The sequence below is a fragment of the Streptomyces sp. NBC_01235 genome, from assembly GCF_035989285.1.
GTDB lineage: Bacteria > Actinomycetota > Actinomycetes > Streptomycetales > Streptomycetaceae > Streptomyces.
Window position 1 is genome coordinate 2,331,760 of the sequence record NZ_CP108513.1, and the last position, 11,736, is coordinate 2,343,495.

Here is an 11,736-nt window from a genome sequence, read left to right on the forward strand (position 1 = left end):
GGCCGGTGGGTGGCGCACCACTCGTCGATGTGCCAGTCGTTGTAGGCGCGCACCAGGGCCATCGAGAAGTCGGAGTCCTAGGTGGCGAACAGCCGGGCGGAGAAGCCGGGGAAGGAGGGGAAGTTCAGCTGGGCGAGGACACCGCCGGCGTTCATGTCGGCGACGCGTTCGTCGACGTCGTAGCAGCCGGGCCGGATCTCGTCCAGGCCCTGCGGCTCCATGCCGTACTCCTCCTTGGGACGGCCCGCGACCGCGTTGAGCGCGGCGTTGCCTATTCGCGGGTGGACGCCGGTGGTGTCCCGGCCGCCGAGCAGCAACCGGCCGGCGCTGGGCGGGTGCACCCCGGCGGCGACCGACAGCAGGGTGGTCTTGCCGGCGCCGTTGGGACCGAGGAGGGCCACAACCCGGCCCTCCTCGACGGCCAGATCGACACCGTGCAGGACGGTGATGCCGCCGTGGGCGGCGCGGATGCCGTCCAGCTCCAGCAGGGGTCCGCTCATGGCCGTGCCTGCCCCAGGTAGGCGGCGAGGACCGTCTCGTCGGTCTGCACCCGGGCGGGCGGGCCGCTGGCCACGACGGAGCCGAGGTCGAGGACGTGCACCTCGTCGCAGACACTCATCACCAGGCTCATGTCGTGCTCGACGAGCAGGACGGCCGTGCCCTCGTCGGCGAGGGAGCGCAGCAGCGCGGCGAACCGCTGTGTCTCTTCCGCGTCCTGGCCGGCGGCCGGTTCGTCGAGGAGCAGGACGCGCGGGCCGAGGACGAGGGCGCGGCCGACCTCGACCAGGCGGGTCAGGCCGGTGGGGAGCGCGTCGGCCGGGTCGTGGGCCACGCCGGTGAGGCCGAGCCGTGCCAGTACGGCGTCGGCCGTGCGGGCGGCGTGGCGGCGCCCCGGGCCGAGTTCGGCGGCGACGAGGAGGTTGTCGCGCACGGAGAGGCGGCCGAAGAGCTCCAGGTGACGAAGCCCCGCCTCACCGGGAGACGGGGCCGCGGCGGTCAGCGGGTGCTGTACGGATTGCGCAGCGGCTTCGTGATCGTCTTCATCTTTGCCTTCACCGGGTCCATGGCGGGGCCGGCGGTGTAAAAGCGTCCGCGGGCCTGCCCATGCGAGCGTAGCCATCCCGTGCGCACCATGGCCTTCATGTCGCGCATCGCCGTATCCGAGCTCAGGTCCGCGTCCCGCTGGTACATCGTCCGGCGCACCTTCCCTCCGGCGAGGGCGGGCATCAGGGCGAAGGCCATGCGCTCGTCAAGGCCGGATGTCTCCATCTGATCGACGAGCAGGAGCCAGGCGTCACGGAAGAACTCGATGCGCCGCTTCGCCGTCTGCGCCTGCATGTGGTGGGCGCCGAGACAGAATCTGATCCACGGCCCGGCGTCACGCTGAGGGCTCCACACCTCGCCGCCGACATCTTTGAGCATGTCGTAGTAGCGATAGGTGTTCTGACCGCGCCCGAGCCATTCCTCGATCGAGGAGAACTCCGAAGGCATCAGCGCCTCCCGCGAGAACACCAGCGTCGACAAGGCCCGGGATGTTCGGCCGTTGCCGTCGGCCCATGGGTGGATCTTCACGAGGTTCAGGTGGGCCATGGAGGCGCGAACGTGCACGGGCGAGTCGAGGTCGCCCTCGTTCAGCCACGCGACCAGCTCCGCCATGAGCCCGGGGACCGACTCGTAGTCGGGCCCCGTGTAGTCCATGACCATGGGGTCATCGGGGCTCGTGATGTAGACAGGGCCCTTGCGGAGCCGGCCGGGCCGCTTATCGGGGTGATGCTCCTGGATCATGAAGTGGAGACCGTTGAGGAGCCCCAGGTCGTAGCGGAATCCCTCCCCGGCGTCTGAGAGACCCTGGATGTAGGTCATAGCCCGCTGATAGCCCTCCACCTCCCTGCGGGTCTCGTCGCTGGCCTCCAAAGGATCCTCGCCGGACATCAGGGCCTCGACATCGTCCACCGACGCGGCGTAGCCCTCAATCGTGTTCGACCCGGCGATATTGCGTGCCGTGAGGTTCCGGCGGAGCTGCTTGGTCCAACGCACAGTGGGCCGTAGGAAGTGGCGGAGGTCTTCGCGCAGGGTCTCGATCTCAGCGAGAACCCGCTCGTCCTCGTCGGTCAGGGCGGGAGTCTGGAACAACATACAATGATGCAACCAAAAAGGTTGGATGGCCGCAAGATGGCGCGCGTCACCAGTGCGGCCGCGGGCCGAAGCCGGTGGCTCTGCCCCTCTTCCTGGCCCGCGGATATGCCCTCGCACGGCTCGGTCTCCCGCCGCCCTGCGCCTGCCGAAAAACTCATCCGTCCTGGTGGGGGCTGTGGTGTACGGGTGGTGTCGAGCGCGGGCGCTCGGGCGGGCGCTCTGGGCACCTGGTGAGTGCCCCGGCAGGAAGATCTGTCGTGCTGCTTCGACTTGCCTATCTGGGTGTGGCGAACGTGTTCGCCCTGCTGCGCCTGCTGCTGATGAATGACCATGGCAAGGACAGGGAGATCCTCGCGCTGCGTCATCAGAATCGCGGTACTGGAACGCCAAATCGACGGCCCGAGCGTGGGGAATTACCTGATCGTCGACACGGGCGTTCCTGGCGGCGCTGCTCCAGGGTCTGTCTCCCGAGGTGCTGCGTCGGATGCGCTGCTGGTGAGGCCCGACACCGTGCTGCGTTGGCACCACGACATAGTCGCCCGCCGCCACGCCGCCCGGTCCCGGCCGAAACGCGGGAGCCGACCGCGCACCGTGCGCTCCATCCGCGCCCTGGTCCTGCGCCTGGCCCGCGAGAACCCGACCTGGGGCTACCGGCGCCTGCACGGTGAACTGCTCGTCCTCGGCGTGAGAGTGGCCGCCTCCACGGTCTGGGAGATCCTCAAGACGCCGGGATCCCGCCGGCACCCGAGCGGACGTCCAGTACCTGGGCGGACTTCCTGCGCTCCCAGGCCGATGCCCTGCTGGCGTGTGACTTCTTCGAGACCATCACTCTGTCCGGGACGCGGCTGTACGTGTTCGCCGTGCTCGGGCCGGGCAGCCGGCGCATACGGGTCCTGGACGCCACCGCACACCCAACCGCCTCCTGGGTGACACAGGCCGAGAAGAACGTCGTCATGGGCCACGAGGCCGTCGGCGTGGAAGGTCTCTACTCGCACGTCACCCTGACCATGGAACAGGAGATTGCCGATTCGCTGCAAACCCGGTGGCTGCGGCTTCGCGGCCAGCGAGGGAGAGCACTGGAAAGTGCCATCTCCCACTGCTCTCGCATTCGATCTTGAAGAGTGGTGGAAAACAGCAGGTCAAGTCCGCTCGGTCAAAGTCGTCATAAGTTCGTTCATGAAGTTCATCAGCACCAAGTCGTTCATGCCGTTCGTCTACTACCGCGTCGTCCTCGGCATCGTCATCATCGCCCTGGTCGCGACGGGCGCGCTCAGCCCGCATGCGGCGGAGTCGGCGGGCTGACCCCCTCCGTCCCCGCCGCTCCCCGCCGAACTCACCGAACTCACCGAACTCACCGACGAGCCGCACCGGCTGATCGATCAGCCGTGACCAACCCCATATCGGCGCGCGTAGCCGTCCGGTAGCGCAGTGTCAGTGCTTCCGCCTAGGCTTGGCCCATGTCCCCCAATTCTGTGACCTCTGGTTCCGTGCGGTCTGCTGCCGAGTTAAACGAGCAGATCCGGGCCCTTTGGCTGCGCGCGGGCGGCTCGTTGTCGGCCCAGGAGCGGGCGGAGTACGAACTGCTGGTGGTGGAGTGGGCCGCGGCGATCCGCGGCGAGGTGGTCACGGCCGCCTGAGCCACGCCTCCGCGCACCGGGCACGTTCGGGCCTGCCCCTGATCCATGACCGGTCGGCGATTCCGAGCGGCTTCACCTGCTCCCGTCACCGGCCAGAAAAGCCCCCAGGCTGTCGAGGAGCATCGTGCTGCCCTGCTCGGCCATGGCGCATTCCTCGGCGGTGTCGCAGGTCTGGTGGAGCACGATCCGCGTGTGACGATCGTCCTGTTCGTCGAGTTCCATCGTCATGGCCGCGGGCGCGGACTTGCCGGGTACGTCCATGCCGACCACCAGGCGACGGTTCTCGACGACCTCGAGATAGGAGCCGGTCAGCGGGAACTGTCCGCCGTCGGGTGTGGCCATCGTGGCCTTCCACGCTCCGCCCGGCCGTACGTCCATCTCGACGGACCCGGCAACGGCGTAGGCCCACTGGGCGTACTGCTCGGGCGTGGTCCACGCCTGCCACACCTTCACCACGGGGGCGTCGAGGGTTCGGGCCAGCTTGTAGGAGAAGCCGTTGGCCGGGGTGATCTGCTCGGTACTCATGCTTCGTCTCCTCGTTCGGATGCCTGGTCAGGAAGGTCGCCCTTGTAGACACCCGCGGCCGCGGAAACTCATCGCTCTCACCTACCGCCGCAGATGGCCCGCGCCTCGTCCGCGTACCGCACGGTCGCCTCGCCCGGGAACCCCGGTTGCAGGGAGCGGTGGGGCAGGGGATTCAGGTGCAGGTCCGCACGAGACCGCCTTGATGCTTGGCTCTTTCCGCCGCGGGTCCAACGGAGACTGGGATTTCGTCCTCGGCGGCAAGGGCTGCACGGGCGGCCTGGAGGAACTCGTTCAGGACTTCGGCGTCGAGGTGGAACAGATCGGCCTGAGCCCGGATGCATGCCCGCCGGCGACACGGCGGTGGGCTGTCAGGACTGCTTGACGACACGCGCCGTCCGAGCCAGGCTCCTGCCGCTCAGGCGGTGTGCCGGTCCGTGGAGAGCAGCCAGCGCCAGCGTTGGCGTTCCGTGATGAGGGTGGTGGCCACGAGGAGGGACACGAGGACTGCCGCATAGATGGGCCATGCCAACCATGCGGCGATCGCGGCCGCGGTGAGCTGGAGCAGCACGAGCAGGATGGTGACCGCACCCGGGACAGGGATGATCACCTGCGCCTTGTCTCCCGGAGTGGAGAAGACGGTCGGCAGGCCGATCAGTATCACCACCGCCAGGACGGCGAGCAGCCATGAGTACGTGGACAAGGCCCACGGGGTGGCCACCCAGGCGACGAGTTCCGCGGTGAAGCGCAGGGCGGATGCGATGCGGTCGTCCGGTCGTTCCATGTTCTTCCCCCACCCGTTGTGTCGAACACCAGCGGAGGATCTTATGACGAATCACGCGCCATGTGTGGAGTTCGGCCACACCCCCGTGGCCCTGTACGTCGGCGCGATCCTCAACCACCCCGCCACCACGGCCGTCGTATCGGGTCGACGGACCGAGCCGGAAAGGGGCTACCCCACCGCCTCGTTGCCGCCCTCCCCTTGATCGAGCGTCCCGCCCTCACCTGCCGCCGAGACGCACTCGGACGCCCCTCCATCGCCTCCTGGCTACCAGCACCAACCGCTGCAACCGCGGCCGCTACTGCGGCTCTCTACCGCCGCAGGTGGGTCAGCACCTCGTCCGCCACCGGGTACGGCCGTTCCTCCGGCAACAGCGCGGCCGCACGGTCGAGTTCACCCGCACGCACCCGGGCGTGCACCTCTCTCGCCAGCGGCGTCACGTCCTCGATCCCGACGATCCACTCGTCCGCGTACCGCACGGTCGCCTCCCCCGCGAGCCCCAGTTGCAGGGAGCGGTGGGGCAGGGGATTGAAGTGCAGGTCCCGTTCCGGGTCCCACTGGGCCCTCGCCGGGGATCGCTTCAACTGCCGCTTCCAGTCGGCCTGTTCACCGTGCACATCCGGGACGTGGTGCGAGAGACACGCATTGCGCAGCGCCCACTCGGAGCCGTCGCGGGTGATCTCGACGGCCAGGACGGTCTCCTGGCATCCTTCGCGGCCCAGCCACAGCGGTACATCATCCACAGGAAGCTGGGCTTGATCCATGTCAAGCCGTGTTCACAGACCTTTCAGGGTGCGGTGCACGCTGCGAGATCGATACTGGCGCATGCAACCGTTCGGGCACTACGACCAGGCACGGCCTGGTTACCCTCCAGTCACGTTGACCTGCGGGGATGGACCGATCGAGCTTCCTTTGGTGAGTGGATGTGCGGGACGGCGATTGCTGGCTAGAGTCATCTCGTTACAACTGGTTGTGGGGACAACCAAGTGCCTTTCGGCTGCCAACGTCCCGGGGAGGGCCCGCAGCACATGAGTCGTCGTTCTACTGGTTTTGTCGGTGTCTGGGCTGAAATGCAACGGCAGCAACAGCGCCAACTGGAAGCCGAAACCAGACGGCGGAGACAGCAGGAGCGGGAGGCGCGGGCCTACCAGCGGCGAGCTGCCCAGAGCCACCGCGAGTACCGGCAGGCAGAGGCTCTGCGGCGCACGGAGGAGCTGAACGCGCAGGTTGCGTCCTTGCAAAGTCTTCTTGCCTCGGGTTGCCGGGCGCCGGCCTTCAGGGCCGCCTCCCTCATGCGGCCTGAGGAGGTACAGCCCTTCGCTCCCGGACCGTTGGCACAGCCGGTGCCCATGCCCGATTTCAGCCACTACCAGACCCAGAGCGGTTGGACTGCAAGTCGCCGGGCCCAGGCTCAGGCCGAAGCACGGGCGCGCTTCGAGCGGGACTGGCAGGCTGCCCAAGCCGCGGAGGCCCAGCGACAGCAACAGTTGGCGTCGTACCAGCGGGAGTACCAGCAGTGGGTCGATACTCAGCTGGCTGATGTACGGCGGCACAACACGGGCGTCGTCGCGACAACCGAAGGGGTAAGGCGCCGGGATCCCGATTCCGTGATCGAGTACTTCTCCGCAGCTCTCTACGCCTCGACGGCATGGCCGGAAGGCTTCCCCCGTCAGGTGGCAGCAGCCTACGACCCACAGGCCCGGCAATTGGTCCTGGACTGGGAGTTGCCCGCCTACGGCGTCGTACCGGAGGTCAAGGCCGTTCGGTACATGTCCGGGGTCGACCAGGACAAGGAGACTCCGCGCCCGGTAAGCCAGCGCCGTGCTCTGTACAGGGAGGTCCTGGCTCAGTGCATGCTGCTTGTTCTCCATGAGCTGTTCGCCGCAGATGAGCTGGGTGCGCTTGAGTCGGTGACCTTGAACGGGTTCGTCGACGGGCATGACCCCACGACAGGCAGACCGGGCGAGATCTTCCTCGCAACTGTCATGGCCTCGCGCTCTTCGTTCCGCGACTTGCACCTGGCGCAGGTGGACGCAGGTAGTTGCCTGGCAGACGCACTGCGCGGACAGCTCTCGGCCCGACCGGATCAGCTCACACCGGTACGGCCGAGCAGGCGGCCTCAGGATGTCGGGAACCGTGTGGTCTCCCACGGCGGCGACGAGGAACCGGACCTCTTGGCCATGGACCCGATCGCTTTCGAGAATCTCGTTGCCGATCTCTTCCGGGCCATGGGGATGCAGGCGGTGACCACCCAACGCTCCAACGACGGCGGCGTGGACGTCGACGCACTGGATCCGACACCGATCCGGGGCGGCAAGATCGTCGTGCAGGTGAAGCGCTACCGCAACACGGTGCCGCCCACCGCTGTGCGTGACTTGTACGGAACCGTGCAGGACGCCGGCGCCAACAAGGGTGTCCTTGTGACGACGTCAGGGTTCGGTCCCGGCTCACACACTTTCGCCAACGGCAAGCCGCTCGAACTCATCTCGGGCGCCGAGCTTGTGGACCTGTTGCATCGTCATGGTCTGCGTGGGCAGCTTGGTGACGGTGGGCGCCAAGTCCCAGCAGAGCCGACGCCCTCGGTGCCGGACACTCGGCTGCCAGACGATTACAACGTCTTGGGCATGTCGTGGACCGGAAGCGTTGCCTTGGACGTGTGTGCTCTCGTCTGCCGTGGCAACCGGGTCCTCAGCGACGATCACTTCGTCTTCTTCAACAACCCTCAGACGCCGGACGGCTCGGTGCGTGCTCTCCCCGCCACTGCGCCTGACAAGGCCGCGATCTGTGTCTCCTTCGACGGGTTGCCCGATGAAGCCGACCGGTTCGTACTCGTGGCAGCCATTGACCCGGAGGTCAACCCGGACGCCGACCTCTCTGGTTTTACAGACGCGTTCATCCGCCTGCTCGACCCGGAGCTGGCCGAGATGGGACGGCTTGAGGTCTCGGACGGCCGGTCGCAGGAAACCGCCTTGGTACTCGGCTCCTTCCGCCGAAGGACGAACGGAGACTGGGACTTCGTGCTGGGCGGCAAGGGCTACACGGGCGGCCTGGGGGAACTCGTTCAGGATTTCGGCATCGAGGTGGAGTAGCTCGACCTGGGTCCTGAGCCGCTGCGTTGGATGAGGGTTGTGAACGGAGCTTGGTGAACCACGTCAAGCCGCGTGCGTGACTCTTGCGCGTCTCCAGGGCGGTACTGCGTCCGACGTGCACCGTCGCAACAAGCGGCGGTCGAAAATCGGTGGCCTCCTGACCTGGCCGACTCCACGCTGTACGCCATGGAACAACCGCACCGCAGGATCCGCGCGCTTCACACGGCATCCACGATCACCGTCTACCAGGCGTACTCCCCTGAAATCGGACTGCCCGCCATCCGCGACGGCCGATTTCCCGCCGCGAGGAAGCCTGACCGCATGACGTGGATTAAGCCCAGTTTCCCGGTCCTGGTTACCCTCCAGCCACGTTGACCTGCGGGGATGGACCGACCGTGCTTCTTCGGTCTTGTCCTCGCCGTGACCGTCATCGCCGCCGGCCTTTCCGAAAACGCCCCAGGGGATACGTCTCCTCGACCAGGCCACAAGCACCAACCCGACCATCGCCAAGGGCTTGGGGCGACACCGGCTTCAAGATGGCCGAGCAGGTTCGGCAGCGAGAAGCACGAGCCCGACTTCCTCAGGCAGGTTCATATTCGCCTGCCCCTGGGCCTCTTGTCGGTCACTGCTTCCATGCGGTCCTGGGACCGTGAACCTGGGCGGTGCGCCGAGCGCGGCCGTCGCACCGACCAGATCCGCGTGCTGCGGCTGTACGTCAGCGGATCTCATCCGGCTTGACCACGAGCCAGTTCTTGTCGGCTGTCACCGGCTGGCCGAGCTCCTCCTGCCGGGCCGCGTTCGCCTTCTGCATGTCCTGGATCTGCGTAAGGTACTTGTCCTTGCGGTTGACCCAGATCCGGGTCCCGCCGTGTTCCACGTCGGTGGACTGGAAGAGCATGGGGCCGTCACTGACCGGGGTGTCGCCCGCGACCAGAATCGGCTTGCGCCACTGGTCGATGTACGTGTCGATGGCGGCGGGCTTGCCCTGGAACCAGGTCAGCGGGGCCCACAGGGTCGGGGTCAACTTGTCGTTCGCGAGCTCGCGCGGGTCGTAGCGGCCCTCGGCGATCTCCTTGCGGGCGGTGGTGAGATTCCCGGTGACCGGGTCCTTGAGCAGCATGGAGACGCCGATGACGTTCTGCGGCTTGGCGCCGTAGCCGTGTTTGGGGTTGGACAGCACGTCCCGGACCAACTCCTCACTGGCGGCGCTGACGACGTAGACCTCGATGCCGTTGTCCCGCAGGGCCTGGTACAGCTCCTGCATGCCCCGGTAGAACTGCGGCGGCTGCACCTGGGTCTTCGTCAGCTGGTCACCGACGTAGTACTCGGCCGGGATGGGCTTGCCGTATGCGAGCAGGTCGTCGACGTACCCCTTGAGCTGCTTCAACGTGAATCCGGAGAAGATCTGGGCAACCCAGGGGTAGCAGACCTGGTCGTCGATCTCGCAGAGCCGGTTGTAGTAGCTGTAGAGACTCTCCTGATGGTTCTTCGTGTCCTTGAAGGGGATGAGCCTCAGGGACCGGTCCATCGTCGAGCGCTTGAGCTTCCCCTTCATCTCCAAGTAGGGGAGCAGCGACTCCTCGAGGTCGTACCGGTAGGTTGTGTTGTCAGCGTCGAAGACCGCGTACGCACCCTGGTGGGCGTGCTCTTTGATGACCTGGCCGAGCTTTTCGGCGACCGGAGCGGGCCAGTGCTGCAGCTGGGCCGCCACGGCCTTCCCGTCCGTGCCCGCCGCCGTCGCCTCCTGGCGCGGCCATAGCCCGACGGCGCTCGCGATCAGCAGCGCTGCGAGCGCGCTCATCACCGCCGACAGGCTGAGCCGTCTTCCCCTGCGTCGTGTCATCTGGCCTCCCTTGAGGAGAGTGGAACGCCCCGTGATTGCTCCGCCCCCTCGGAGCATGGCGGGGCGGCAACGAGGTTCGAGTACAGCGTCAAGCGCGGCAATCATGGCCCGGCTATTGCTTGATACGCAACAGGATGCGCAATGTGAACTCGATGGAGTTGTAGTCCCGGGAAGAACACCGAGGCCGTGCACCTTCTTGCGAAGCCTTGGGGCGAATCAACGGGACTCCTCGGTCCGCCGGTATCGAGGCGGGGCTCGCGGCCCTGCCCCGGGACGAGGTCCTCCTGCTCGTACGGGAACAGGGCACAGGCGACCGGGACACGTTGTGAAGCTGCTCGAAACGCCGGGTCGCGCCCCTGGCTTTTCACACACTGCGTCCGACCACGCCGGGGGAAGTGGCGGCTGACCAGCCGCGCACATCGCTGTGCCCTGTGCGGAACACACAAGAGGAAAGGGGCACCGCATGACTCTTCGACTGGCTCCAAGCGCACGCGGCCCCCGATACGGATATACCGACGTGCCCTACGGGCCCCTGAACAACGGGGTTGCGGACAACGCCGACCACCGGCACTGGACGCACATCCGCGCGGGCCGGGCCAACGGCTGTTCTCTGGACACCGGCGACCCGGACCTGCGAAAGCAGCAGGTCGGACAGCGCACTGCCTGATCCGGCGGCAAGGACTGCACGGGCGGCTTGAGGGAACTCCGGGCGCTGCGCCACGCCTGCCTGTCGAGTTACCTCTGCGGACTGCATCCCGATGCGGTGAACTGCAGGCAAAGTGGCTTCCCACCGCAGGGACGCTGTCCGTCCCACCTACGAGAAGAGCAACTCGCCGGCAGCCGTTCACAGTCATGCCAGCAGCATGAAAAAGGTCTGTGAACGCTGCTTGATCATCCACGTCATGCGCTCCCGGCTCCACGTCGACGGGAAGCGGCCGGTGCGGGCCGCCGCGTGGCCGATCTCCGGGCGGTACGCCTGGTAGACGGTGAGCGTGGACTCGGTGTGGCGGGCACGGATGCGGAACTTGGGTTCCGCCTCGACAGGCCGGTCGTTGGGGTTGTTCGGGTTGTTGTTCGGGGCGTTCACGGCAGCAGCCTGACCGGCCATCCGTCAGTGGGTCACCGAATTACGCGTCCCCCGTACGAAATCCCGCGCCCCGATCCCGTATCGATCCCCGACCGATGCCGCACAGACCTTGGCCGAGCAGCCCCCATGCCCAACACTCGGGCCCATGACGCAGCGTGTGGAGCTCGCCACCGTGATGGACCGGCTGGCCGTCGACGGGTTGATCACCGACTACGCGGTGGCCGTCGACGACGGTGACTGGTCGGCCTACCGGGAACTGTTCACATCGGACGGGCGGGCGGACTACCGCTCCGCCGGCGGAATCGAGGGGGATGCGGTAAACGTCGCCTCGTGGCTCGCGGAGAGCATGGGGGTGTTCGCGATGCGGCAGCACCTCATCGTCAACCGCCGGGTGCGCTTCGGGATCCTGGACCAGGACACGGGCGACACCGCCCAGGTACAGGCCGACTACGTCAACCCGATGCGGTTGGCCACGACCGGTGACGGCGACGGCTCCCCGGCCGGCGCGCCCGATTTCGTCTGCGGCGGCCGGTACTCCTTCGGTCTGCTGCGGACGTACGACGGCTGGCGGGTGCGTGACGTGGTCGTACGGGAGAAGTGGCGGCGGTTGCCGGGTGAGCCGAAACTCGCCCTGTCGTAGA

The 11,736-nt window shown here is 67.1% G+C and carries 12 protein-coding genes and 6 pseudogenes; 9 read left to right on the plus strand and 9 right to left on the minus strand.

Annotated features, from left to right (window positions below; genetic code table 11):
- Positions 1–77 precede the first annotated feature (77 nt).
- Genes OG289_RS09870 through OG289_RS09880 form a run of 3 tightly spaced genes read right to left on the minus strand, consistent with a single transcriptional unit; the run spans position 78 to position 2,136 of the window.
- A complete protein-coding gene (locus OG289_RS09870; protein WP_319098722.1) occupies positions 78–500 on the minus strand; it encodes an ATP-binding cassette domain-containing protein in 423 nt (140 codons plus the stop codon).
- Entirely contained in the window at positions 497–1,000 is a 504-nt protein-coding gene (locus tag OG289_RS09875) for an ATP-binding cassette domain-containing protein (RefSeq protein WP_442819075.1), read from the minus strand. The genes OG289_RS09870 and OG289_RS09875 overlap by 4 nt, the downstream gene beginning before the upstream one ends.
- Positions 997–2,136, minus strand: a complete 1,140-nt coding sequence (locus OG289_RS09880; RefSeq protein ID WP_327313646.1) for a Fic family protein — start codon at positions 2,134–2,136, stop codon at positions 997–999. Before OG289_RS09880 ends, OG289_RS09875 begins: the two co-directional genes overlap by 4 nt.
- Positions 2,137–2,393: 257 nt before the next feature.
- On the opposite strand from OG289_RS09880, the pseudogene OG289_RS09885 reads away from it, so the two are divergent.
- The 3 genes and pseudogenes from OG289_RS09885 to OG289_RS09895 form a co-directional block, all read left to right on the plus strand.
- Positions 2,394–3,110, plus strand: a pseudogene (locus OG289_RS09885) (integrase); the annotation flags it as partial.
- Between the two features lie 187 nt (positions 3,111–3,297).
- Positions 3,298–3,438: pseudogene (locus OG289_RS09890) on the plus strand (UDP pyrophosphate phosphatase); the annotation flags it as partial.
- A 155-nt stretch (positions 3,439–3,593) separates the two neighbouring features.
- Positions 3,594–3,773 carry a hypothetical protein gene (locus OG289_RS09895; RefSeq protein ID WP_327313647.1) on the plus strand — a complete coding sequence of 60 codons (180 nt, stop codon included), beginning with the start codon at positions 3,594–3,596 and terminating at the stop codon, positions 3,771–3,773.
- A 72-nt stretch (positions 3,774–3,845) separates the two neighbouring features.
- Here the strand turns inward: OG289_RS09895 and OG289_RS09900 are convergent, their stop codons facing one another.
- Positions 3,846–4,298 (minus strand): SRPBCC family protein, encoded by a 453-nt coding sequence (locus OG289_RS09900; protein ID WP_327313648.1) that lies wholly within the window; start codon positions 4,296–4,298, stop codon positions 3,846–3,848.
- A gap of 104 nt (positions 4,299–4,402) precedes the next feature.
- Positions 4,403–4,483, minus strand: a pseudogene (locus OG289_RS09905) (DUF4291 domain-containing protein); the annotation flags it as partial.
- Between OG289_RS09905 and OG289_RS49625 the strand changes: the two are divergent.
- Positions 4,471–4,614: pseudogene (locus OG289_RS49625) on the plus strand (TerD family protein); the annotation flags it as partial. The pseudogenes OG289_RS09905 and OG289_RS49625 overlap by 13 nt on opposite strands.
- Before the next feature lie 99 nt (positions 4,615–4,713).
- On the opposite strand, the gene OG289_RS09910 reads toward OG289_RS49625, so the two are convergent.
- Entirely contained in the window at positions 4,714–5,079 is a 366-nt protein-coding gene (locus OG289_RS09910; protein ID WP_327313649.1) for a hypothetical protein, read from the minus strand.
- Positions 5,080–5,122: 43 nt separating this feature from the next.
- Here OG289_RS09910 and OG289_RS09915 point away from each other — a divergent pair, with 43 nt between their 5' ends.
- The gene (locus tag OG289_RS09915; RefSeq protein WP_327313650.1) at positions 5,123–5,281 is read left to right on the plus strand and encodes a hypothetical protein; all 159 of its coding nucleotides are present in this window, start codon (positions 5,123–5,125) and stop codon (positions 5,279–5,281) included.
- A gap of 106 nt (positions 5,282–5,387) precedes the next feature.
- Here the strand turns inward: OG289_RS09915 and OG289_RS09920 are convergent.
- Positions 5,388–5,845 (minus strand): annotated as a pseudogene (locus tag OG289_RS09920) (DUF4291 domain-containing protein); the annotation flags it as partial.
- 259 nt (positions 5,846–6,104) lie between these two features.
- Between OG289_RS09920 and OG289_RS09925 the strand changes: the two are divergent.
- Positions 6,105–8,165, plus strand: coding sequence for a restriction endonuclease (locus tag OG289_RS09925; RefSeq protein ID WP_327313651.1), 2,061 nt, complete (start codon positions 6,105–6,107; stop codon positions 8,163–8,165).
- A 186-nt stretch (positions 8,166–8,351) separates the two neighbouring features.
- Positions 8,352–8,510 (plus strand): annotated as a pseudogene (locus OG289_RS09930) (DUF4291 family protein); the annotation flags it as partial.
- A gap of 370 nt (positions 8,511–8,880) precedes the next feature.
- On the opposite strand, the gene OG289_RS09935 reads toward OG289_RS09930, so the two are convergent.
- Complete coding sequence (locus OG289_RS09935; protein WP_327313652.1) at positions 8,881–10,008, minus strand: HAD family hydrolase; 1,128 nt, start codon at positions 10,006–10,008, stop codon at positions 8,881–8,883.
- Between the two features lie 517 nt (positions 10,009–10,525).
- Here OG289_RS09935 and OG289_RS09940 point away from each other — a divergent pair.
- The gene (locus tag OG289_RS09940; protein ID WP_327313653.1) at positions 10,526–10,675 is read left to right on the plus strand and encodes a hypothetical protein; all 150 of its coding nucleotides are present in this window, start codon (positions 10,526–10,528) and stop codon (positions 10,673–10,675) included.
- Positions 10,676–10,858: 183 nt separating this feature from the next.
- Here OG289_RS09940 and OG289_RS09945 read toward each other — a convergent pair whose 3' ends face one another.
- Positions 10,859–11,095, minus strand: coding sequence for a DUF4291 family protein (locus OG289_RS09945; protein ID WP_327313654.1), 237 nt, complete (start codon positions 11,093–11,095; stop codon positions 10,859–10,861).
- A 145-nt stretch (positions 11,096–11,240) separates the two neighbouring features.
- Between OG289_RS09945 and OG289_RS09950 the strand changes: the two genes are divergently transcribed.
- Complete coding sequence (locus OG289_RS09950; protein ID WP_327313655.1) at positions 11,241–11,735, plus strand: nuclear transport factor 2 family protein; 495 nt, start codon at positions 11,241–11,243, stop codon at positions 11,733–11,735.
- The last annotated feature ends 1 nt before the right edge of the window (position 11,736 follow it).